Consider the following 22,666-nt stretch of genomic DNA (forward strand, 5'->3'; position numbering starts at 1 on the left):
GCCGGAAACGGATTCCAGCTTGTTGACGATCGAAGGTTGGCCGCCAACGAATACGTCGTCGGGCGCATTGATGGTGAAGGTGCCAGTGGCGCTGCCCGCAGGCACGTTGACCTTGGTGCCGTCGGACAGGGTGAAAGTCAGGCCGTTGTGGCCGGTGACCGACAGGCCTTGGGCGTTGGTCAGGGTGACGGTATAGGTGATCTGGCCACCTTCGCTGACGGTGGTCTTGTCGGCGGTCAGGGTCGCGACGACTTCGCTGACGGTGTCGGTGATCTGCACGGTGGCGGAACCGCCGAGCTCCAGGTTTTCGAAGGTCTTGCCGGTGACGGTGGCATCGGTGATACCCACGGTCAGCGAACTGCCGTCCTTGAACACGTCATCGCCTTGAGCCGCAGCCTTGTAGGTGGCTTCGGTCTGGCCTGCCGTGATGACCACCTTGTCGCCATTGGACAGGGTGACAGTCAGATCACGGTCCAGCGGCTGGTTCACTTTGACGGTGAAGGTCGGCTGTTGGGCTTCGTTGACGTCACCGTTGCTGACGATGGTGACGGCGACCTTGTCGCCTTCGTTGCCTGTACCCGGAGTGCCGGTACCTGGCTCATCGGTAACGGTGGTGGTGATGGTGTTGTCGCCGAGGGTCAACTTCTCGAAGTTGTCGCCACCGGCGACCGATTCGATCTTGTTGACGATCGAAGGCTGGCCACCGACGTACACGTCGTCCTTGGCGGTGATGGTGAAGGTGCCGCTGGCGCTGCCGGCTGGAATGCTGACTTTGGTGCCATCGGACAGCGTGAACGTCAGGCCATTGTGGCCAGTGACCGACAGGCCCTGGGCGTTGGTCAGGGTCACGGTGTAGGTAACCTGGCCGCCTTCACTGACGGTGGTCTTGTCGGCGGTCAGCGTCGCGACAACTTCACTGACCGTGTCGGTGATCTGCACGGTGGCCGAACCGCCGAGCTCCAAGTTCTCGAAGGTCTTGCCGGTGACGCTGGCATCGATGATGCCAACAGTCAGCGAGCTGCCGTCCTTGAACACGTCATCGCCTTGAGCGGCTACCTTGTAGACAGCCTCGGTCTGACCAGCCGTGATGACTACCTTGTCGCCATTGGACAGGGTCACGGTCAGGTCGCGGTCCAGCGGCTGGTTCACCTTGACGGTGAAGGTCGGCTGCTGGGCTTCGTTCACGTCGCCATTGCTGACGATGGTGACGGCGACCTTGTCGCCTTCATTGCCAGTGCCAGGCGTGCCAGTACCAGGCTCGTCCGTCACGTCGGTCTTCACTTGATCCTGACCCAGGGTCAGCTTCTCGAAGTTTTCGGCGCCTGTAACGGATTCAAGCTTGTTGGTGATGGTTGGCTGGCCGCCAACATAGACGTCATCTGGCGCATTGATGGTGAAGGTGCCAGTGGCGCTGCCCGCAGGCACGGTGACTTTGGTGCCGTCGCTCAGGGTGAAGGTCAGGCCGTTGTGGCCGGTGACCGACAGGCCTTGGGCGTTGGTCAGGGTGACGGTGTAGGTGATCTGGCCACCTTCGCTGACGGTGGTCTTGTCGGCGGTCAGGGTCGCGACGACTTCGCTGACGGTGTCGGTGATCTGCACGGTGGCGGAACCGCCGAGCTCCAGGTTCTCGAAGGTCTTGCCGGTGACGGTGGCATCGGTGATACCCACGGTCAGCGAGCTGCCATCCTTGAAGACGTCATCGCCTTGGGCGGCGGCTTTGTAGGTGGCTTCGGTCTGGCCGGCGGTGATGACTACCTTGTCACCGTTGGATAGGGTCACGGTCAGGTCGCGATCCAGCGGCTGGTTCACCTTGACGGTGAAGGTCGGCTGCTGGGCTTCGTTGACGTCGCCGTTGCTGACGATGGTGACGGACACCTTGTCGCCTTCGTTACCAGTGCCCGGGGTACCGGTGCCTGGCTCATCGGTAACGGTGGTGGTGATGGTGTTGTCGCCGAGGGTCAGCTTCTCGAAGTTGTCCGCGCCGGAAACGGATTCCAGCTTGTTGACGATCGAAGGCTGGCCACCGACGTACACATCATCCTTGGCGGTGATGGTGAAGGTGCCGCTGGCATTGCCTGCCGGAATGCTGACTTTGGTGCCATCGCTCAGGGTGAACGTCAGGCCATTGTGGCCAGTGACCGGCAGGCCCTGGGCATTGGTCAGGGTCACGGTGTAGGTGACCTGGCCGCCTTCGCTGACGGTAGTCTTATCCGCAGTCAGGGTTGCAACGACTTCGCTGACCGTGTCGGTGATCTGCACGGTGGCCGAACCGCCGAGCTCCAGGTTCTCGAAGGTCTTGCCCGGGACGCTGGCATCGGTCACGCCCAGGGTCACCGAACTGCCGTCCTTGAACACGTCGTCGCCCTGAGCCGGCAGGCTGTAGGTCGCCTGGGTCTGGCCCGCCGCGATAACCACCTTGTCGCCGTTGGACAGGGTCACAGTCAGGTCATGGTCGAGTTTCTGGCTGACCGAAACGGTAAAGGTCGGCTGCTCGGCCTCGGTCACGTTGCCATTGCTGGCGATGCCGACCGTGACGGTGTCGACGCTGTCATTGACGACGGTCTGCGCTGGCGTCGGGTTCGGCACCAGGTTCTCGAAGTTGCCACCCGTTGCCCCCGTGATCGTGGTGGTGACGGTGCTGCCGTTGACGAACACGTCGTTGGCGGGCGTCTGGAAGTCGACGCTGGCGGACGACTTGCCGGCTTCGATGGTGACGGTCTGGCCGTTGGACAGGGTGACGGTCACCGGCGTTTGCGCCGGGTTGGTCAGGGTCACGGTGTAGGTGATCACACCGCCTTCGGTCACGTTCGGGGTGGCGGTAAGGGTGGCGGTGGTGGTGTCGACCGAGTCATTGATGACAGTCTGCGCTGGCGTCGGGTTCGGCACCAGGTTCTCGAAGTTGCCGCCTGTTGTGCCCGTGATCGTGGTGCTGACGGTGCTGCCGTTGTTGTAGACGTCGTTGGCCGGGGTCTGGAAATCGACGCTGCCGGACGACTTGCCGGCTTCGATGGTGACGGTCTGGCCATTGGACAGGGTGACGGTGACCGGCGTTTGCGCCGGGTTGGTCAGGGTCACGGTGTAGGTGATCACACCGCCTTCGGTCACGCTCGGGGTGGCGGTCAGCGTCGCGCTGGTGGTGTCGACCGAGTCATTGACAACCGTTTGCGCTGGCGTCGGGTTCGGCACCAGATTCTCGAAGTTGCCGCCCGTTGCCCCCGTGATCGTGGTGCTGACGGTGCTGCCATTGTTGTAGACGTCGTTGGCCGGGGTCTGGAAATCGACGCTGCCGGACGACTTGCCTGCTTCGATGGTGACGGTCTGGCCGTTGGACAGGGTGACGGTGACTGGCGTCTGTGCCGGGTTGGTCAGGGTCACGGTGTAGGTGATCACGCCGCCTTCGGTCACGCTCGGGGTCGCGGTCAGCGTCGCCGTGGTGGTGTCGATGGTGTCAGTGACCTGGGTCACCGCCGGCGTAGTGCTCGGGGTGACGATCAGGCCGTTGCCGCCGGTGGTGCCGGTGATGGTGGTGGAGATCTGGCCGCCATCGTTGTACGGCGTGTCATTCGCCGGGATGTTGACGTTGACGGTGCCAGTGGTCTGTCCGGCCGGAATCACGATCACCGCGCCGTTGGACAGGGTGACGGTGAGGTTGCTCAGCGGTGCCTGGCCGACGGTCGCGGTATAGACGATCACGCCACCCGCTTCAGTGATCGAAGGGGTGGCGCTGAGGGTGAGGCCCGTGCTGATCGGCGTATTGGCCGTGGTGTCGGTGCTCGTCGTGTCCAGCCCGCCGATTTCCTGGTTGCCCAGCCCGTTGGCGAAACCGATCGGGCCAGTGGGGAAGCCGATGTTCGGGTCGACCGCCCCGGCCGTCTCCTCGAGCAGCACGAAGCTGTGGCCGCCGCCGACGGAGCCGCCCCCTGCCGCAGCCGGGCCGGCCGCGGTGGCTTCCAGTTCGGTGGTCGGGTCGGCACCCGCCGCGATGGCTTGCTGCAGTTCTTCGACCGAGGGCGCTGCCTGGGCGGTGGCCTGGCTCAGGTCGGTGCTGCTGTCGGGCGCGTCGGCGCTCCATTGGGTGTCGCGGCCCAGGTCGAGCAGGCGGCCGTCGGCCAGCTCCAGGGTGACCGCGCCGCCCGCGCCGGTGTCTACCTGTTCGCCGGCGAACAGGCGGTCGCCTTCGATGAGTACGCGCCGGATGCCTTCTGGGGAAACTGCGATGACTTGGCCAACAATGCTTTTGACGATGGCAACAACAGTGCTCATTGGACTCTCCGGACTACCCGTTCAGTTGGCTTCCATGCCTGGCCGGCATGCGAAGGCGGCGACTGATGGAATGTTTCAAAAATGTTTTTGACACACCAAAGTGTCAATTTTACGTCTATAACTATTGGCGATTTACTTTATGCCAAACTATTGACCTTCTGGCTGCCATCCTAAACAATCGCCAACGTAATGTCACATTGATATTTGGCCATCCACAGCCCTTTCTTTCGTATTAATCGCACTGCCTATTCGGAAGCTTCCTATACACAGGATCGGGGTTTGCCATTTTCCAAGGCAGGCACAGCTTCGGCTGTGATTTGGGACAACAGCTCTCTCGGGAACCAGTAAAAATGCGTGCGTCACTGTTCACCGCTCTTCCTTTCGCGCTTGCCGCCACCTTTGTTCAAGCCCAGACCCTGCCCGAAGCCATGCAGAAGGCCCTCGAGGTGCACCCGGAAATCCAGGCCGGCGTGAATGCCCGCATGGCCGCGGATCACCAACTGCGCGCCGCCAAGGGCGGCTATTTGCCGCGGGTCGACGTGACCGCCGGCTATGGCCGCGAGGGCACCGACAGCCCCAGCACCGGCAACCGCTGGGAAACCCTCAACCGTGGCGAGTCGGCCCTGCGCCTGCGGCAGATGGTCTTCGACGGCTTCGCCACCTCCAGTGAAGTCGGCCGCCAGCAAGCCACCGTCAACGCCCGCGCCTATTCCCTGCTGGGTACTTCCGAACGCACCGCGCTGACCGTGGCCCAGGTCTACCTGGACGTGCTGGCCCGCCGCGAAATGGTGCGCCTGGCCGAAGACAACCTGCGCAACCACGACCGCATCCTCGACCAGATCAAGTTGCGCACCAGCCGCGGCGTAGGCCGCATGGCCGACCTCGACCAGGCTGAAGCGCGCCAGGCCCAGGCCCGCAACAACCTGATCACCGAGCAGACCAACCTGGCCGACGCCAACACCAACTACCTGAGCGTCGTCGGGCAAATGCCGGACGAGTTAAGCACGCCAGCGCCATTTGTCGACCTGCTGCCGGCCACCCTCGACGAAGCCCGCCACCAGTTGATCGAGGACAGCCCGATCCTGCGCTCGGCCGAGTCCGACATCGCCGCTGCCGAAAAGCAATATGAAGCCGCGAAGTCTACGTTCTATCCACGCTTCGATGCCGAACTCGGACGAACGGCCGACAACAACCTCGACGGCGCGGTCGGCCACAACAACGAATGGCAGGCCATGCTGCGGATGAACTTCAACCTGTACGCCGGTGGCAGCAACAAGGCGGACCTGGAATCGAAGTCGTACCTGGCCAACCAGGCCCTGGACATTCGCAACAACGCCTTGCGCCAGCTCAATGAGGAGTTAGGCTTGGCATGGAATGCTCTGGACAACGCCAACGCCCAGGTGCCGATCGCCCAGCAGTACGTCGATCACAGCCAGCGCGTGCGTAGCGCCTACCAGCAGCAGTTCGGCCTGGGCGAGCGCACCCTGCTCGATTTGCTCGACAGCGAAAATGAAACCTTCACCGCCCAGCGCCGTCTGGTAGAGGTGAAGAACACACAAATGTTTACTCAATACCGAATCAAGGCGACCATTGGTCAACTGCTCAAGAGCCAGGGTGTCGTAGCCCCCATGGCATCCGTTGTGCAGAACGACCTGAAACCCAAGGTGAACCTGCCAGGCATGAACTGACAGGCGCGCCTTGCCCCTACCCGCAAGGATGAAGAGAGCGCCGCGTGGAATCCGAAGTCAGTCGAGTCCAACTCAGCCACGATCCACGCAGTCAGCATGACGACCCGTTGCTGGACAGTCTGCTGACCCTGTGTGTCCTGCATCAGAAGCCCGCCAGCCGGGCCATGCTGACCACCGGGCTGCCCTTGCCCTCGCAGCGCCTGACCGCCGAGCTGCTGCCCCGCGCCGCCGCCCGGGCGGGCCTGCAGGGCCGCCTGCTGCAACGCAAGCTGGAGCAGATCCCGAGCATCGCCATGCCGGCGATGGTGCTGCTCAAGGAGGGCCGCTGCGCCGTCCTGCTGGGTTGGGAGAACGAAGACACCGCCCGCCTGCTGCTCAGCGAGAGCGACGGCGGCGAGGTGCACGTCACCCGTGAAGCGTTGCAGAGCGACTACAGCGGCAAGGTGTTCTTCGCCCAGCCGCAGCACAAGTTCGACGTCAACCACGGCAACCTCATCCCGCGCGCGCGCTCCTGGTTCCGCGACACGCTGCTGCGCAGCAAGTGGCTGTACATCGATGCCATCGCCGCCAGCCTGGTGATCAACCTGATCGCCCTGGCCGCGCCGCTGTTCGTGATGAACGTGTACGACCGCGTGGTGCCCAACCAGGCCACCTCGACCCTGTGGGTGCTGGCCATCGGCATTGCCGGCGCCTATGTCTTCGACCTCATCCTCAAGGGCCTGCGCAGCCTCTGCCTGGACCTGGCCGGCAAGAAGACCGACCTGATCATCTCGGCGACGCTGTTCGAGCGCATCGTCGGGATGTCGATGAAGTACCGCCCGGCGCGGGTCGGCAGCTTTGCCCAGAACATCCACGAGTTCCAAGGGCTGCGCGACTTCCTCGCCTCGCTGACACTGACGAGCCTGATCGACCTGCCGTTCACCCTGCTGATCCTGATGGTCATCGCCATCATTGGCGGGCACTTGGTGTGGATCCCGATCCTGGCCTTCCCGCTGGCCCTGGGTATCGGCTACGCCCTGCAGAAGCCGCTGATGGCGACCATGGAGCGGACCATGGCCCTGGCCTCCGAGCGCCAGTCGAGCCTGATCGAGACCCTCGCCGGGCTGGACGCGGTCAAGGTCAACAACGCCGAGAGCGAGCGCCAGTACATGTGGGAGCAGACCCTCGGCACCCTCAGCCGCCTGGAGCTGCGGGTCAAGGTGCTGTCGGGCCTGGCCATGAACATCACCCTGCTGATCCAGCAACTGGCCGGCGTGGCGATGATCTGCGTCGGCGTGTACCTGATCATCGACGGCAACCTCAGCATGGGCGGCCTGGTGGCCTGCTACATGCTCAGTGGCCGTGCCCTCGGCCCGCTGGGCCAGCTCAACGGCCTGCTGGCCCGCTACCAGCAAGCCAAGGTGACCATGGTCGCCACCGACCAGATGATGGAGCTGCCGCAGGAGCGCAACTTCGAGGAGCGCCCGCTGAGCCGCCAGGTGCTGCAGGGCGCGGTCGAGTTCCGCGGGGTCGAGTTCACCTACCCCAACCAGCAGAACCAGGCGCTCAAGGGTATCAACCTGACCATCCGCCCGGGCGAGAAGGTCGGCATCATCGGCCGCAGCGGCTCGGGCAAGAGCTCGCTGGCCAAGCTGATCGTCGGCCTCTACGAGCCGGACAACGGCTCGCTGCTGGTCGACGGCGTGGACATCCGCCAGATCGATGTCAGCGAGCTGCGCCACAACATCGGCTACGTGCCCCAGGACATCCAGCTGCTGGCCGGCACCCTGCGCGACAACCTGGTCAGCGGCGCCCGCTACATCGAGGACGAGCTGATCCTGCAGGCCGCCGAACTGGCAGGTGTGCACGAGTTCGCCCGCCTGCACCCTGACGGTTACGAGCTGCAGGTCGGCGAGCGTGGGCAGAACCTGTCCGGCGGCCAGCGGCAGAACGTCGCCCTGGGCCGGGCCTTGCTGCTCAACCCGCAGATCCTGCTGCTGGACGAACCTACCAGCGCCATGGACAACACCGGCGAGGAGCGCCTCAAGCAGCGCCTGGCCGCGGTGATCGAAGGCAAGACCGTGCTGCTGGTCACCCACCGCGCCTCGTTGCTGTCGCTGGTGGACCGGTTGATCGTCATCGATCGTGGACAGATCGTCGCGGATGGCCCGAAAGCCGCCGTCATGGATGCGCTGAAGAAGGGGCAGATCAGTGTTGCATAAGCTGGATATGGGGCGTTTCAAGGACAACCTGCGCCGTTACTTCAAGGGCTCCGAATCCCTGGCCGGGCAGCCGCTGCCCGAGGTCAACAAGGCGCTGATCGAGGATGCGCCGCGCATCGTGCGCCTGACCATCTGGGGCGTGATCGCGTTCTTCCTGTTCATGATCGTCTGGGCCAGCGTCGCGCCCATCGACGAAGTGACGCGCGGGGAGGGCAAGGCCATCCCGTCGTCCAAGGTGCAGAAGATCCAGAACCTCGAGGGCGGTATCGTCGCCGAGATCTTCGCCAAGGAAGGGGAGATCGTCGAGGTCGGCCAGCCGCTGCTGCGCCTGGACGAGACCCGCTTCGCTTCCAACGTCGACGAAACCGAGGCCCTGCGCCTGGCCATGGCCCTGCGTGTGCAGCGCCTGAACGCCGAGGTCGAGGACAAGCCGCTGCAGATCGACGAAGAGCTGCGCAAGGCTGCCCCCAGCCAGGCCGCCAACGAGCAGTCTCTGTACCAGAGCCGTCGGCAGCAGTTGCAGGACGAGGTGGCGGGTTTGCAGCAGCAACTGGTGCAGAAGCAGCAGGAGCTGCGCGAGTTCAACTCCAAGCGCGCCCAGTACGCCAACAGCCTGCAGCTGCTGCGCCAGGAGATCGCCATGTCCGAGCCGCTGGTGGCCCAGGGTGCGATTTCCCAGGTCGAGGTGCTGCGCCTGCGCCGTGCCGAGGTCGAGAACCGTGGCCAGATGGACTCCACCAGCCTGGCCATTCCGCGGGCCGAGGCGGCGATCAAGGAAGTCGAGAGCAAGATCGAGGAGACCCGCGGCAAGTTCCGCAGCGAGGCGCTGACCCAGCTCAACGAGGCGCGCACCGAGCTGAACAAGGCCACCGCTACCAGCAAGGCGCTGGATGACCGGGTGAACCGCACCGTGGTCATCTCGCCGGTGCGGGGCATCGTCAAGCAGCTGCTGGTCAACACCATCGGTGGGGTGATCCAGCCGGGCAGCGACATCATCGAGATCGTGCCGCTGGACGACACCCTGGTGATCGAGGCGAAGATCCTGCCCAAGGATATCGCCTTCCTGCACCCGGGCCAGGAAGCCACGGTCAAGTTCAGCGCCTACGACTACACCATCTACGGCGGCATGAAGGCCAAGCTCGAGCAGATCGGCGCCGACACCATCACCGACGAAGACAAGAAGACCACCTACTACCTGATCAAGCTGCGCACCGATAAAAGCCACCTGGGCACGGACGAGAAGCCGCTGCTGATCATCCCGGGGATGGTGGCGACGGTGGACATCATGACCGGCAAGAAGACCATCATGAGCTACCTGCTCAAGCCGATCATCAAGGCCCGCTCGGAAGCCCTGCGCGAGCGTTGATCGATCTAGTGAGAGCAGCTGGCCCGGCCATGCCGGGCATCGCCAGCAAGGCTGGCTCCTACAGGGATCGAGCCAGTCTCAAGGCTAACGCCTCACCTGTAGGAGCCGGCTTTGCCGGCGAAGGGGGCGGTGCAGCCAGCACAAGACAGTTGCCCCCGCAGGTGAACGCAGGGTCTGAAGGTACAACCCCTTCATATGGATATGCTGTAACGGTATTTAAAATATCGTTCTTATGACTTTATAGTCACTCCCACTGCGTACCCGCCGACCAATCGGCGCGCCGCACGACTCGAACCCACACGGGCAAACCCCGTGCGTTTCCGATCGTTGCGCGCCCTGAAGTCGCGCACTGCGTGGGAGTGACCAATGCCAGCCACCTCGAACGCCTTGTCGTCCATCGACAGCGCCCTGCCGCAAACTTTCGACATCCGCCCGTTCCCGGGTGCCGTCGGTGCCGAGATCGTCGGCCTCGACCTGGCCCTGCCAGTCAACGCCGAGGATTTCGCCCGAATTCACCGTGCCCACCTGGACCACCATGTCCTGGTGTTCCGCGACCAGCGCATCAGCCCCGAACAGCAGATCGCCTTCAGCCGCCGCTTCGGCGAGCTGCAGATCCACGTGCTCAAGCAGTTCCTGCTGGCGGGCCACCCCGAGATCCTGATCGTGTCCAACATCGTCGAGGACGGCCGCAACGTCGGCCTGGGCGATGCCGGCAAGTTCTGGCACTCCGATCTTTCGTACAAGGAGCTCCCCAGCCTGGGCTCGATGCTGCATGCACAGGAGCTGCCCAGCGAGGGCGGCGACACGCTGTTTGCCGACATGCACAAGGCCTGGGACGCCGTGCCCGACGCCCTGCGCAACGTCGTCGAAGGCCGCGTCGCCGCTCACTCCTATACCGCCCGCTACGCCGAGACCAAGTTCGAAGGCAACTGGCGCCCGACCCTCACCGCCGAGCAACTGGCCCAGGTCCAGGAAGTCATCCATCCCGTGGTGCGCACCCACCCGGAAAACGGCCGCAAGGCGCTGTTCGTCAGCGAGGGCTTCACCACCCGCATCGTCGGCCTGCCGGATGACGAAAGCCGCGATGTATTGCAGCAGCTGTACGCCCTGAGCGTGCTCGAGCAGCACATCTACCGTCACCAATGGCGGCCGAACGACCTGGTGTTCTGGGACAACCGCTCGCTGATCCACCTGGCCGCCGGCTGCCCCGCGCACCTGCGGCGCAAGCTGTATCGCACCACTATCCAGGGCGATGCCCCGTTCTGACGACTGAGGACATTCATCATGCGTACATCCATCAGCCGCCTGGCGGCCAGCATCGCCCTGGGCGCCAGCTTGGGTCTAGGCAGCCTCGCGGCGCCCACCGTGGCCCACGCCGAAGGGCAGATCCGCATCGCCGAGCAGTTCGGCATCGTCTATCTGCTGCTCAACGTCGTCCGTGACCAGCAACTGATCGAGAAGCACGGCAAGGAGCAGGGCATCGACATCAAGGTCGACTGGGCCCAGCTCTCCGGCGGCGCGGCGATCAACGACGCACTGCTGTCCGGCTCGGTAGACATCGCCGGTGCCGGCGTCGGCCCGCTGCTCACCGTGTGGGACCGCACCAAGGGCCGGCAGAACGTCAAGGCTGTGGCCTCGCTGGGCAACTTCCCGTATTACCTGGTCAGCAGCAACCCCAATGTGAAGACCATCGCCGATATCGGTGACAAGGACCGCATTGCCGTGCCCGCGGTGGGCGTCTCGGTGCAGTCGCGCTTCCTGCAATATGCCGCCGCCCAACAGTGGGGCGACAAGGAATACAACCGCCTCGACAAGTACACCCTGGCCGTGCCGCACCCGGACGCCACCGCCGCGCTGCTGGCCGGGGGCACCGAGCTGAACGGGCACTTCTCCAACCCGCCGTTCCAGGACCAGGTGCTGGCCAACAAAAATGTGCATGTGGTGCTCAACAGCTACGACCTGCTCGGCCCCAACTCACCGACGCTGCTGTTCGCCACCGAGAAATTCCGCAGCGACAACCCGAAGACCTACAAGGCGTTCATCGATGCCCTGGCTGAGGCTGCCGACTTCGCCCAGAAGGACAAGGCTGCCGCCGCCGACACCTACATCCGCGTGACCCAGGCCAAGATCGACCGCGAGGCGCTGATCAAGCTGATCGACAACCCCCAGTACGAGTTCACCGTTACTCCGAAGAACACCTACAAGCTGGCCGATTTCCTCTACCGGGTCGGCGCGATCAAGAACAAGCCTGCGTCGTGGAAGGACTACTTCTTCCAGGATGAACGCCCGCTGCAGGGGAGCTGATCACCCATGACCGCCCCATTGCCAGGCCACACGGCCAGCAATCTGAGCCCTGTCGCCACCCCACCGCTGCTGGCGGTGGAAAACCTCACCCTTGAGTACCGCACCGCCCAGCGCGTGGTGCGGGCCACCCATCAGGTCAGCTTCGAAGTTGATCGTGCCGACCGTTTCGTGCTGCTCGGCCCGTCCGGCTGCGGCAAGTCCACCTTGCTCAAGGCCGTGGCCGGCTTCATCGCGCCGCGTGAAGGGCAGATTCTGCTCCAGGGCCAGCCGGTGCGCGGCCCCGGGCCGGACCGCATCGTGGTGTTCCAGGAGTTCGACCAGTTGCCGCCGTGGAAAACGGTGAAGCAGAACGTGATGTTCCCGCTGCTGGTGTCCGGGCAGCTCAAGCGCGCCGAAGCCGAGGAGCGGGCGCTGCACTATCTCGACAAGGTTGGCCTGGCGGCCTTTGCCGACGCTTATCCCCATACCCTGTCCGGCGGCATGAAGGCCCGTGTGGCTATCGCCCGGGCATTGGCCACGCAACCGAAGATCCTGCTGATGGACGAGCCATTCGCCGCACTCGACGCCCTGACCCGACGCAAGATGCAGGAAGAGCTGCTGCTGTTGTGGGAGGAGGTGCGTTTCACCTTGCTGTTCGTCACCCATTCCATCGAGGAGGCGCTGGTGGTCGGCAACCGCATTCTGCTGCTGTCGCCGCACCCCGGGCGTGTGCGGGCCGAGGTGCATAGCCATCAGTACGACCTCGGCAGCCTGGGTGGCGGCGATTTCCAGGCCAGCGCCCGGCGCATCCATCGCTTGCTGTTCGACGAGGCCGATGCCCCGCAGCAAGTGGATGACCTGGGCTTCAACGACATCCGTATCGCCTACTGACAGGAGCCAGGGCATGACGACGACACCTGTACGCCAGGAATACGAAGTGCAACTGCAACCCCTGCCCGGGGTGCCGCTGGAACGCGAGCTGCCGGTGGTACAGCGGTTGTGGCAGCAGGGCTGGCTGCGCAAGGCGCTGATCCTGGTGCTGCTCGCGGGCATCTGGGAGGCGGTGGCCCGCTATACCGGCAATGACCTGCTGCTGCCCAGCTTCCTGCAGACCGCCACGGCACTGGGGGTGGCCTGGCCAGTGGCGAGCTGCCGGCCAAGGTCGGTGTTTCGCTGGTGGTACTGCTCAAGGGCTATGTGCTGGGTATCGTCCTGGCCTTCGGCCTGACCAGCCTGGCGGTCTCGACGCAGTTGGGGCGTGACCTGCTTGGGACCCTCACCTCGATGTTCAACCCCTTGCCGGCCATCGCTCTGTTGCCACTGGCGTTGCTGTGGTTCGGCCTGGGCGACAACAGCCTGATCTTCGTGCTGGTGCACTCGGTGCTGTGGGCGCTGGCGCTGAACACCTACGCCGGTTTTCTCGGGGTATCCGAAACCCTGCGCATGGCGGGGCGCAACTATGGTTTGCGTGGTTTGCGGCTGGTGCTGCACATCCTGGTGCCGGCGGCGCTGCCATCGATCCTGTCGGGGTTGAAGATCGGCTGGGCGTTTGCCTGGCGCACGCTGATCGCCGCCGAGCTGGTGTTCGGCGCCAGCAGCGGCAAGGGTGGGCTAGGTTGGTACATCTTCCAGAACCGCAACGAGCTGTACACCGACAAGGTATTCGCCGGGTTGGCGGTGGTGATCCTGATCGGCTTGCTGGTGGAGGGGCTGGTGTTCAATACCCTGGAGCGGCTGACGCTGAGGCGCTGGGGGATGCAGCGCTAGCTTGGCCCTGTAGGAGCCAGCCTTGCTGGCGAACCGGCCTCGCTCGGTATCCCGGGCAAGGCTACGCCTTGCATCGCCAGCAAGGCTGGCTCCTACAGGCCTTGGTACTGGGCGGCGGCGGCGGCCAGCGTACGGGCGATTTCCTCGCGCAATGTGCTCGGCAACTCCACCACCAACCCCTGTCCCTGGCTCAGCAGCCACCAGCGCAGCGGCCAGCCATCGACCACCGTGGCCCGCAACCGGTGCCCCTGCTCCAGCGCGGTCAGCTGCATGTCCCCGGTCAACGGCGCCTCGCGCAGCTGGCGGGCCAGGTGGTCGCTGACCCACGCCTGCAACTCGACCCCTTCATCCACGGCCGGCTGCAGCGAATCGCCCCGCAGGTAGCCCTGCAGATCGAAATTCCCCCTCAGCTCGCTTCCGGCGCTGGCCGACCAATGCCAGCCGAACGGAATGCTCTTGTCGTTACGCTCCAGCGGGAAGATCAGCGACAGCTCGTTCAGGTCCCGCTCCACCGTGCGCTTGCTGACACTGAAGCCCACGTCACGCAGGCGCCACACCAGCTCGGCACTGGTGATCCCGGGGGAGCGGCTGGGCAGCTGGCGCAGCAAGGCCCATTGGCGGCTGAGGGTGGCGCGGGTGGTGGCGAACGGCAAAAGGAAACGTCCTTGTCTAGGCTATGCCGCCATAGGATGGCGACACGGGTGGGGCATGGCAATTGGCCACAGCCTGCTCAGATCAAGGAACAGGCAAATGGTTGCCAGGGATCGAATCGTTCGCGACAGGTTTTGTCGTGGCATCGCGCAGAATCACGCCTCATCACAGTCGTGGTCGGTGCTGTGGGTCGTTCAATGAGGATGAACATGTCTGCTGCCAGCAATATCCATTCGCTGCTCGCGCGGCTTCTACCCGAGCGGATCGTCCCGGCGCCGGCGCGCCCGGGGCAGCGCCACCGGCTGTTCGCCGGGATCGGCATGCCGAGCCAGCAGGCGCTGGCGGGCGAACGCTTCGGCCTGGTCGACCGCCTGGATGAAGCGGTCGACTTGCAGGCGATCTATGCCGACCTCTGTCGCCAGGCACTGCTGGGCAACGTGGCGGTGCTCAACGACCTGGGCTGGATCTGGCTCAATGGCAAGTACTGGCGCGGCGACACGGTGCTGGCGGGGCACCTGTTGCGCATGGCGGCCTTGCAGGGCAATGCCGCGGCCTGGTTCAACCTTGGGCAGCAGCACTACTTCGGCAAGGGTGTGGATATCTCCTATGCCAACGCCGCCGAGTACTACCGGCATGCCTTCGAGCGCGGCATGCCCCTGGCTGCTGCGGCGCTGGGGGACCTGTACGAGGAAGAAGTTTGTGACGGCGGCCAGGACTGGCAGGTCGACCCTTGCGAAGCCTACCAGTGGTTCCTGCGCGGGGCCCGACAGGGTGAGACGCGCTGCCGTTTCGAGGTGGGCTATCGCCTGTTGCATGGGCTGTATGTGGACCCGGATACCAAGGCCGCGCTGTACTGGCTCGAGCTGGCGGCGGCGACCGGGGTGATGCAGGCGGCTGAAGAGTTGGCGGTGCATTTCAGCAGCCGCGACGCGGCGCGCTACCTGGGGTGGCGCGACCAGGCGATCAAGCTGGGCAGCAACCTGGCGTTGACCATGAAGCTGGAAGATCAAATCCAGCCATAACCCATTGATTTGAAGAATCCTCTGTAGGAGCGGCTTCAGCTGCGATCACCCGCGAGCGGGTGCCAGGCACCGCGTTGCCGGCATCGCGGCTGAAGCCTCTCCTACAAGGATCATGAACAACCTTTCATCCAAACCTGCCATCGCCCCCGGTTGACGACAGGGGGAGGGCAGGGCGTATATTGATAGTTAGCAAACTATGAATATCCTCGGTTCTCTTTATGTCCCTTGACGCACTGCACCTGAAGATCAGCAGCGGCATGGTCGTGGCCGCCCGGCATTGGCGTCGCCTGTGCCAGGGCGCGCTGACCGGCTATGGCATTTCCGAAGCCTGCGCCGTGCCGTTGCTGATGATCGTGCGCCTGGGCGATGGCGTGCACCAGGTGGCGGTGGCCCAGGCAGCCGGGTTGGAAAGCCCGTCACTGGTGCGTCTGCTCGACCAGTTGTGCAAGGCGGGCCTGGTGTGCCGCAGCGAGGACCCGCTGGACCGCCGCGCCAAAGCCCTGAGCCTCACCACCGAGGGCCGCGCCCTGGCCGAGTCCATCGAGGGTGAACTGGTGCGCCTGCGGCGCGAAGTGCTGCACGGCATCGACCAGGCCGACCTGGAAGCCACCCTGCGGGTGATCCAGGCCTTCGAAGCGGCGGGCACGCTGCCATGAACGGTTTCTTCAGCTCGGTGCCTCCGGCCCGCGACTGGTTCTACGGCGTGCGCACCTTCGCCGCCTCGATGATCGCCCTGTACATCGCCCTGCTGATGCAGCTGCCGCGCCCGTACTGGGCGATGGCTACGGTGTACATCGTCTCCAGCCCGTTCCTCGGCCCGACCACCTCCAAGGCGCTGTACCGCGCCCTCGGCACGCTGCTGGGCGCTGGTGGGGCGATCTTCCTGGTGCCGCCGCTGGTGCAGTCACCCCTGCTGCTGAGCATCGCCATCGCCCTGTGGACCGGCACCCTGCTGTTCCTCTCGCTGAACCTGCGCACGGCCAACAACTACGTGTTGATGCTGGCCGGCTACACCCTGCCGATGATTGCCCTGGCCGTGGTCGACAACCCGCTGGCGGTGTTCGACGTGGCTTCGTCCCGCGCCCAGGAGATCTGCCTGGGGATCGTCTGCGCGGCGGTGGTTGGCGCAGTCTTCTGGCCTCGGCGCCTGGCACCGGTGGTGGTCGGCGCCACCGGCAGCTGGTTCAACGAGGCGATCCGCTACAGCGACACCTACCTTGCCCGCGAAGCCAGTGCCGACAAGCTCGGCGGCATGCGCGGCGCGATGGTCGCCACCTTCAACTCGCTGGAGATGATGATCGGCCAGCTCGGCCATGAAGGCGCCGGCCCGCACACTCTGAAGAACGCCCGCGAGCTGCGCGGCCGCATGATCCACCTGTTGCCGGTAATGGACGCGCTCGACGATGCCCTGGTCGCCCTCGAAGGCCGAGCCCCCGCCCAGTTCGCCCAGTTGCAACCGGTGCTGGAAAGCGCCCGCGAATGGCTCAAGGGCACCGCCGACAGTGCCTCGGTGGCGCGTTGGACAGCCCTGCACGAGCAGATCGACCGCCTGCAGCCTGGCGCCGCGGCCATCGACCAGCGCGCCGAGTTGCTGCTGTCCAACGCCCTCTACCGGCTGACCGAGTGGGCCGATCTCTGGCAGGACTGCTGCACCCTGCAGCACGCCCTGCGCAAGGATGACGCCAAGCCCTGGCGCGCAGTGTACCGCCACTGGCGCCTGGGCCGCCTGACACCGTTCTTCGACCGCGGCCTGATGCTCTACTCGGTGTTCTCCACGGTCACCGCCATCGTCGTCGCCTGCGGCCTGTGGATCGGCCTGGGCTGGAACGACGGCGCCACCGCGGTGATCCTCGCCGCCGTGTCGTGCAGCTTCTTCGCCGCGATGGACGACCCGGCGCCGCAGATCTACCGGTTCTTCTTCTGGACGTTGATGTCGGTGATCTTCTCCAGCCTGTACCTGTTCCTGGTGCTGCCCAACCTGCACGACTTCGCCATGCTGGTGCTGGCCTTCGCCGTGCCGTTCATCTGCGTCGGTACCCTGACCGTGCAGCCGCGCTTCTACCTGGGCACCCTGCTGACCATCGTCAACACCTCGACCTTCATCAGCATCCAGGGCGCCTACGACGCCGACTTCTTCACCTTCATCAACGCCAACCTGGCCGGCCCCGTGGGGTTGCTGTTCGCCTTCATCTGGACCCTGGTCGTGCGCCCGTTCGGCGTGGAACTGGCGGCCAAGCGCATGACCCGCTTCGCTTGGCGCGACATCGTCGAGATGACCGAGCCGGCAACATTGGCTGAGCATCGCCAGGTGGGTGTGCAGATGCTCGACCGCCTGATGCAGCACCTGCCGCGCCTGTCGCAGACCGGCCAGGACAGCGGCGTGGCCCTGCGCGACCTGCGCGTGGGCCTGAACCTGCTCGACCTGCTGGCCTACATGCCCCGCGCCGGCAGCCAGGCCCGCGAGCGCTTGCGTACCGTGGTCGAGGAAGTCGGCGGCCACTACGCCGCCTGCCTGCGCGCCAACCAGCGGCTGCACGCCCCGGCGGCGTTGCTGCGCAACATGGAGCGCGCGCGTCTGGCGCTGAACCTGGACGAACTGTACGAACGCGGCGATGCCCGCACTCACCTGCTGCATGCCCTGGCTGGCCTGCGCCTGGCGCTGCTGCCGGGGGTCGAGGTGATGCTCGAGCCTGCCGAACAAACGCAACTGCCCCCTGGCCTCGATGGAGCGCCCCTGTGATCGGTGAACTGGATATCAGCGGGGTGTTCCTGCCCACGCTGCTGGTGATGATGTTTGGCACCTACCTGTTGTACCTGGGCGTGCACGCGGTGCTGGTGCGCCTGCATTTCTACCGCCTGGTCTGGCACCGGGCGTTGTTCAACGTTGCCCTGTATGCCGTGCTGCTTGGCGCGGTGGACCACTTTTGCCGAAGCCTGATGCTGCCATGAAAAAACCTTTGCTGACCCTGGGCCGCGTGGTCCTGACCTTGCTGGTAGTGACCTTCGCCGCCGTGCTCGTGTGGCAGATGGTCGTGTACTACATGTTCGCGCCGTGGACCCGCGACGGGCATATCCGCGCCGACGTGATCCAGATCGCCCCGGATGTCTCCGGCCTGATCCAGAAGGTCGAGGTGCGCGACAACCAGACCGTCAAGCGCGGCGACGTGCTGTTCACCATCGACCAGGACCGCTTCACCCTGGCCCTGCGCCAGGCCAAGGCGACCCTGGCCGAGCGCCAGGAAACCCTGGCCCAGGCTTCGCGAGAAGCCCAGCGCAACCGCAAGCTGGGCAACCTGGTGGCGGCCGAGCAACTGGAAGAGAGCCAGTCCCGCGAGGCCCGCGCGCGCTCGGCGGTCAACGAAGCCCAGGTGCAGGTGGACGTCGCCCAGCTGAACCTCGACCGCTCGGTGGTGCGCAGCCCGGTGGACGGCTACCTCAACGACCGCGCCCCGCGCGCCCACGAGTTCGTCAGCGCCGGGCACCCGGTGCTGTCGGTGGTCGACAGTGCTTCCTACCACGTCGATGGCTACTTCGAAGAAACCAAGCTGGGCGGCATCCACATTGGCGACGCCGTGGAGATCCGCGTGATGGGTGACAACACGCGCCTGCGCGGCCGCGTGCAGAGCCTGGCCGCCGGCATCGAGGACCGTGACCGCAGCAGCGGCGCCAACCTGCTGCCCAACGTCAACCCGGCGTTCAGCTGGGTGCGCCTGGCCCAGCGGATCCCGGTGCGCATTGCCTTCGACGAAGTGCCACAGGACTTCCGCATGATTGCCGGGCGCACCGCCACGGTGTCGATCATCGAGGACAAGCGCCCATGAAACACCTGATCCTGGCCGGCCTCAGCCTGTCCTTGGGCGCCTGCATGATGGTCGGCCCGAACTACGAGGTGCCCAAGGACGCAGCCGTGCAACGCGCCGACCTCAACGGCCCGCTACGCCAGGACGCTGACAGCGTGGTGTCGGCACCGGTGGCCGAGGACTGGTGGCAGCTCTACCAGGATCCGCGCCTCGATACGTTGGTGCGTGAGGCCCTGGGCGCCAACACAGAACTGCGCGTGGCCGCCGCCAATATCGCCAAGGCCCGTGCCCAGGTCGAAGTGGCCGAATCCCAGGGGGGCTTCAACGGCGGTATCAAGGCGGGCGCCCAGCGCCTGCAGGAGTCCGGCGAAGCCTTCCTGCTGCCGGAGAAGGTGCCGGTGGCCAACATCGGCGAGGCGATCATCAGCGCCAGCTACCAGTTCGACCTGTGGGGCACCTTCAAGCGCGGCACCGAGGCTGCCAAGGCCAACGCCGACGCGGTGCAGGCGGCTGCCGACACCGCGCGCATCACCCTGGTGGCCGATGTGGTCAAGGCCTACACCCAGGTGTGCTCGGCCAACGAGGAATACCACATCGCCCGCGAGTCGCTGGACCTGCAGGAGCAGAGCGTGCAACTGACCCAGCGCCTGCGTGACGCCGGCCGCGGCGACGAGACCCAGGTCACCCGTTCGCAGACGCAGTTCAAGTCGCTGCGTGCCGAGTTGCCGCGTTTCAAGGCCGAGCGTGAGGCCGGCCTGTACACGCTGGCCGCATTGCTGGCCAAGCCCGTCGAGCAACTGCCTGCGGGCACCGCCGATTGCGCCGAGCTGCCGCAGCTGGCGCAACTGATCCCGGTGGGTGACGGCGCCGCATTGCTCAAGCGCCGCCCCGATGTGCGCCAGGCCGAGCGCCAGCTGGCGGCGGCGACCGCCTATATCGGCGTGGCCACGGGCGCGTTGTACCCGGACATCAGCATCGGCGCCCAGGTGGGTACCATCGGCCTGCTGAAGAACCTCGGCGAGCCGTCGACCAACCGTTGGGGCTTCGGCCCGCAGATCAGCTGGAACATCCCCACCAACGGCACCCGCGCGCGCATTCGCGAGGCAGAGGCTTCCACCCAGGCGGCATTGGCGCACTTCGACGGCGTGGTGCTCAACGCCATCCGCGAAACCCAGACCCGCCTGGCCCAGTACAGCGCCTTGCTCGACCGCCGCGATGCCCTGGCCGACGCCGAGCGCTCGGCCAAGGAATCGGCGGACCAGACGCACCTGCGTTACCAGGTGGGGCGTGAGTCGTTCCTCGCCGACTTGCAGGCAACCCGTACCTACACCGATGTGCGGTCGCAGTTGGCGGCGGCGAACAGCCAGGTGGCGATGGGGCAGATTGGCGTGTTCCTGGCCTTGGGCGGAGGCTGGAAAGGCACGGCCCGGCAATAGCGAATTACTTATCCACAGGCTCCAGCGCGGCTTGGAGCCTGCCTTACAGCGCCGCGTCGAAAAATCCTCTTGCTCCATAGGAATGCTCCTACTTGCATTAGAAGCGTTTCCTTGCCAATCAGCGACTTGTCCGCGCCGTAGCGCCTTGATACAAAGCGCTCCTTTCCTCTACCGTTTCCAACCACTTCCCCCACTTCGCGGACATTCATCACCCATGTCGCTGGCCTGCCTGCGCAGCTTTTTCCTTCCCGCCCTGCTGGCCTCGATGGCTGTGCTGGTGGCGTCGTTCCACCTGGAGTCGGTGGTCGGCCTTGTGCCTTGCGCGCTGTGTTTCAGCCAGCGCCTGATGCTGGGGGTGTACGCCCTGGTGTGCCTGGCCGCGCTCGTGCATTCACCCACCGCCCGAGGGCGACGTGCCTATGCAGGCTTGGCGCTGGCGAGCGCGTTCGGCGGCGCGCTGCTGGCCGGCCGGCATGTCTGGTTGCAGGGCGACCCTCAGGTGGTCGACGGATGTCACCTGCCGGTCGAGCAGATCCTGCAGCGCCCGCTGGGCGAGATACTGCAGATGTTCCTGCTGGGCAGCCCGGATTGTGTCTCCATCAGCTGGAGCTTCCTCGACCTGACCTTGCCCGAATGGAGCTTGCTGGCGTTCTTGCTGCTGGCCGCGATGCCCTTGTCCTGGCTGGTGGCGTATCGTTTCCGCAAGCGCGCGATGACTTGATCCAGAGCAATGCCGTAGGGGTTGCTCGACCAGCGGCAGGTGGGAACGGGATTAAACGCTTGTATGAACTTTGTCCACTGCGTACCTTGAAGGCCAGGTCGCGCGGGAATAATCTCGCAGCACGCATACCCAAAACACACCTGTTCGATGCCGTCCTGCTGATGTCACCTTTGTGCCACGGTATTGTGTCGCGAGGTGCAGCGGCATCTATCCAGAAGGGAAGAGATCGCCATGCTCGATAGTTGCCAGAACGCCCAGGAACGCTGGGGCGGTGTTCACAAGCTGATCGATCGTTGGCTGGAGGAGCGCCAGGAACTGGTGCAAGCCTTCCGCACATTGCGCGATGCCAAGCCGGCCTTTGCCGACAAGGACAAGAACCGCGATTTCTGTGCGCTCCTGGTCGATTATGTCTCGGCCTGGCACTTCGAGGTCAGCGAGCAGCTGGTCAGCGAGGCCAAGGCTTTTGGCGATACCAAGGCCCTGGAACTGGCCACGCAGATCAACCCGCGTATCGATGACAGCACCCAGATCGCGCTGGCCTTCAACGACCATTGCGAGAAGGGCGAGTGCACCGACCCCGAGCGCTTCGCGGACAAGCTGGGCAAGCTGGGCGGCCTGTTGCGCGAACGCTTCGAGCTGGAGGATTGCCTCATCGAAGTGTTGCACACCGCGCACAAGGAAGAGGACGCGGTGCAGGCCTGACTCAGTTGGCCACCGCCAGCAGTTCGATCTCGAACACCAAAGGGGTGTAGGGCGCGATCAGGTCGCCCGCGCCGTCGGCGCCATAAGCTTGCGCCGACGGTATCACCAGCCGCCATTTCGACCCCGCCTTCATCCTGGGCAGCGCCACCTGCCAGCCTTCGATCACCGAGTCCAGCTTGAACCACTGCGGTTGCTGGCTCTGGTCGAACACCGAGCCGTCCGGCAGTTTCCCCACGTAACGCACTTGCACGCTGCCGGTGGCCTTGGGTTGTGCACCGTTGCCGCTGGCCAGTTCGCTGTAGAGGATGCCCTCGGGCAACTCATGAACGCCGGCACGTGCGCGCTCGGTGGCCATGAAGCGTTTTTCCGCGCTCAGCAGGGTGTCCACGCGCGCCTGTTCGGCGGCGGCATTGGCCTGCTCATCATGCTTTTGCAGGATCGCCTCCATCTGTGACTTGGCGATCCGTGGCGGCTGGCCCTGATAGGCCTGGCGCAGGCCTTCGACCAGGGCATCGAGCTGCAGGCCTGGCACTTCCTGGCGCAGGCGCTCGCCCAGGCTGGCACCGAGGCTGTAGGCCAGGTCGCTGTCGTTGCCGGGTGGGGACTCGGGGTTGGCCAGTGCCAGTGGGGCCACCAGGCACAGGCCGAGAATCAGGTAACGAGGCATGGTCGACTCCTGCTGCAAAGAGCGCGAAGTATGCCAGCGTTGTCGAAGAAAGATGTGCAATTGTCGGCAAGGAATTAACAGGCAACTACACTTGCTTCC

17 protein-coding genes and 1 pseudogene are annotated in these 22,666 nt (G+C 65.0%); 15 read left to right on the forward strand and 3 right to left on the reverse strand.

Annotated features, from left to right (window positions below; genetic code table 11):
- Positions 1-4,263 (reverse strand): retention module-containing protein (locus tag NGM28_RS09710; RefSeq protein WP_252089938.1); only part of this gene is annotated, 4,263 nt, incomplete at its 3' end.
- 350 nt (positions 4,264-4,613) lie between these two features.
- Here NGM28_RS09710 and NGM28_RS09715 point away from each other — a divergent pair.
- From NGM28_RS09715 to NGM28_RS09745, 7 genes and pseudogenes are all read left to right on the forward strand, one after another.
- Positions 4,614-5,951, forward strand: coding sequence for a TolC family outer membrane protein (locus tag NGM28_RS09715; protein WP_213659083.1), 1,338 nt, complete (start codon positions 4,614-4,616; stop codon positions 5,949-5,951).
- A 44-nt stretch (positions 5,952-5,995) separates the two neighbouring features.
- Positions 5,996-8,152, forward strand: a complete 2,157-nt coding sequence (locus NGM28_RS09720) for a type I secretion system permease/ATPase (protein ID WP_011531580.1) — start codon at positions 5,996-5,998, stop codon at positions 8,150-8,152.
- A 7-nt stretch (positions 8,153-8,159) separates the two neighbouring features.
- Positions 8,160-9,518 (forward strand): HlyD family type I secretion periplasmic adaptor subunit, encoded by a 1,359-nt coding sequence (locus NGM28_RS09725; protein ID WP_252090117.1) that lies wholly within the window; start codon positions 8,160-8,162, stop codon positions 9,516-9,518.
- Between the two features lie 366 nt (positions 9,519-9,884).
- The gene (locus NGM28_RS09730; RefSeq protein WP_252089940.1) at positions 9,885-10,784 is read left to right on the forward strand and encodes a TauD/TfdA dioxygenase family protein; all 900 of its coding nucleotides are present in this window, start codon (positions 9,885-9,887) and stop codon (positions 10,782-10,784) included.
- Between the two features lie 18 nt (positions 10,785-10,802).
- Positions 10,803-11,822, forward strand: coding sequence for an ABC transporter substrate-binding protein (locus tag NGM28_RS09735; RefSeq protein WP_252089941.1), 1,020 nt, complete (start codon positions 10,803-10,805; stop codon positions 11,820-11,822).
- Positions 11,823-11,828: 6 nt separating this feature from the next.
- Positions 11,829-12,692 (forward strand): ABC transporter ATP-binding protein, encoded by an 864-nt coding sequence (locus NGM28_RS09740; RefSeq protein WP_252089942.1) that lies wholly within the window; start codon positions 11,829-11,831, stop codon positions 12,690-12,692.
- A 13-nt stretch (positions 12,693-12,705) separates the two neighbouring features.
- A pseudogene (locus NGM28_RS09745) lies at positions 12,706-13,568 on the forward strand (ABC transporter permease).
- Positions 13,569-13,660: 92 nt separating this feature from the next.
- On the opposite strand, the gene NGM28_RS09750 reads toward NGM28_RS09745, so the two are convergent.
- Positions 13,661-14,221: a WCX domain-containing protein gene (locus NGM28_RS09750; protein ID WP_252089944.1), complete on the reverse strand. Its 561-nt coding sequence runs from the start codon at positions 14,219-14,221 to the stop codon at positions 13,661-13,663.
- A 207-nt stretch (positions 14,222-14,428) separates the two neighbouring features.
- Here NGM28_RS09750 and NGM28_RS09755 point away from each other — a divergent pair, with 207 nt between their 5' ends.
- From NGM28_RS09755 to rsd, 8 genes are all read left to right on the forward strand, one after another.
- A complete protein-coding gene (locus tag NGM28_RS09755) occupies positions 14,429-15,241 on the forward strand; it encodes a tetratricopeptide repeat protein (RefSeq protein ID WP_011531587.1) in 813 nt (270 codons plus the stop codon).
- A gap of 218 nt (positions 15,242-15,459) precedes the next feature.
- Complete coding sequence (locus tag NGM28_RS09760) at positions 15,460-15,897, forward strand: MarR family winged helix-turn-helix transcriptional regulator (RefSeq protein WP_252089946.1); 438 nt, start codon at positions 15,460-15,462, stop codon at positions 15,895-15,897.
- Positions 15,894-17,981 (forward strand): FUSC family protein, encoded by a 2,088-nt coding sequence (locus NGM28_RS09765; protein WP_252089948.1) that lies wholly within the window; start codon positions 15,894-15,896, stop codon positions 17,979-17,981. The genes NGM28_RS09760 and NGM28_RS09765 overlap by 4 nt, the downstream gene beginning before the upstream one ends.
- Positions 17,978-18,190, forward strand: coding sequence for a DUF1656 domain-containing protein (locus tag NGM28_RS09770; RefSeq protein ID WP_011531590.1), 213 nt, complete (start codon positions 17,978-17,980; stop codon positions 18,188-18,190). Before NGM28_RS09765 ends, NGM28_RS09770 begins: the two co-directional genes overlap by 4 nt.
- Positions 18,187-19,062 (forward strand): efflux RND transporter periplasmic adaptor subunit, encoded by an 876-nt coding sequence (locus tag NGM28_RS09775; RefSeq protein ID WP_240064072.1) that lies wholly within the window; start codon positions 18,187-18,189, stop codon positions 19,060-19,062. The genes NGM28_RS09770 and NGM28_RS09775 overlap by 4 nt, the downstream gene beginning before the upstream one ends.
- Positions 19,059-20,477, forward strand: coding sequence for an efflux transporter outer membrane subunit (locus NGM28_RS09780; protein WP_240064071.1), 1,419 nt, complete (start codon positions 19,059-19,061; stop codon positions 20,475-20,477). Before NGM28_RS09775 ends, NGM28_RS09780 begins: the two co-directional genes overlap by 4 nt.
- Before the next feature lie 214 nt (positions 20,478-20,691).
- Complete coding sequence (locus tag NGM28_RS09785; protein WP_240064070.1) at positions 20,692-21,198, forward strand: disulfide bond formation protein B; 507 nt, start codon at positions 20,692-20,694, stop codon at positions 21,196-21,198.
- A gap of 231 nt (positions 21,199-21,429) precedes the next feature.
- Positions 21,430-21,900, forward strand: coding sequence for a sigma D regulator (gene rsd, locus NGM28_RS09790; RefSeq protein ID WP_213659094.1), 471 nt, complete (start codon positions 21,430-21,432; stop codon positions 21,898-21,900).
- A gap of 1 nt (position 21,901) precedes the next feature.
- Here rsd and NGM28_RS09795 read toward each other — a convergent pair whose 3' ends face one another.
- Complete coding sequence (locus tag NGM28_RS09795) at positions 21,902-22,567, reverse strand: FKBP-type peptidyl-prolyl cis-trans isomerase (protein WP_252089949.1); 666 nt, start codon at positions 22,565-22,567, stop codon at positions 21,902-21,904.
- Between the last annotated feature and the right edge of the window lie 99 nt (positions 22,568-22,666).

The sequence above is a fragment of the Pseudomonas sp. MWU13-3659 genome (assembly GCF_023757525.1).
GTDB lineage: Bacteria > Pseudomonadota > Gammaproteobacteria > Pseudomonadales > Pseudomonadaceae > Aquipseudomonas > Aquipseudomonas entomophila_E.

Bases quoted from the DNA above. Each gene is read 5' to 3' on its own strand.
- NGM28_RS09715 (WP_213659083.1), top strand. From the start codon at position 4,614: ATGCGTGCGTCACTGTTCACCGCTCTTCCTTTCGCGCTTGCCGCCACC.
- NGM28_RS09725 (WP_252090117.1), top strand. From the start codon at position 8,160: ATGGGGCGTTTCAAGGACAACCTGCGCCGTTACTTCAAGGGCTCCGAA.
- NGM28_RS09730 (WP_252089940.1), top strand. From the start codon at position 9,885: ATGCCAGCCACCTCGAACGCCTTGTCGTCCATCGACAGCGCCCTGCCG.
- NGM28_RS09735 (WP_252089941.1), top strand. From the start codon at position 10,803: ATGCGTACATCCATCAGCCGCCTGGCGGCCAGCATCGCCCTGGGCGCC.
- NGM28_RS09740 (WP_252089942.1), top strand. From the start codon at position 11,829: ATGACCGCCCCATTGCCAGGCCACACGGCCAGCAATCTGAGCCCTGTC.
- NGM28_RS09755 (WP_011531587.1), top strand. From the start codon at position 14,429: ATGTCTGCTGCCAGCAATATCCATTCGCTGCTCGCGCGGCTTCTACCC.
- NGM28_RS09760 (WP_252089946.1), top strand. From the start codon at position 15,460: ATGTCCCTTGACGCACTGCACCTGAAGATCAGCAGCGGCATGGTCGTG.
- NGM28_RS09765 (WP_252089948.1), top strand. From the start codon at position 15,894: ATGAACGGTTTCTTCAGCTCGGTGCCTCCGGCCCGCGACTGGTTCTAC.
- NGM28_RS09775 (WP_240064072.1), top strand. From the start codon at position 18,187: ATGAAAAAACCTTTGCTGACCCTGGGCCGCGTGGTCCTGACCTTGCTG.
- NGM28_RS09780 (WP_240064071.1), top strand. From the start codon at position 19,059: ATGAAACACCTGATCCTGGCCGGCCTCAGCCTGTCCTTGGGCGCCTGC.
- NGM28_RS09785 (WP_240064070.1), top strand. From the start codon at position 20,692: ATGTCGCTGGCCTGCCTGCGCAGCTTTTTCCTTCCCGCCCTGCTGGCC.
- rsd (WP_213659094.1), top strand. From the start codon at position 21,430: ATGCTCGATAGTTGCCAGAACGCCCAGGAACGCTGGGGCGGTGTTCAC.
- NGM28_RS09795 (WP_252089949.1), bottom strand. From the start codon at position 22,567: ATGCCTCGTTACCTGATTCTCGGCCTGTGCCTGGTGGCCCCACTGGCA.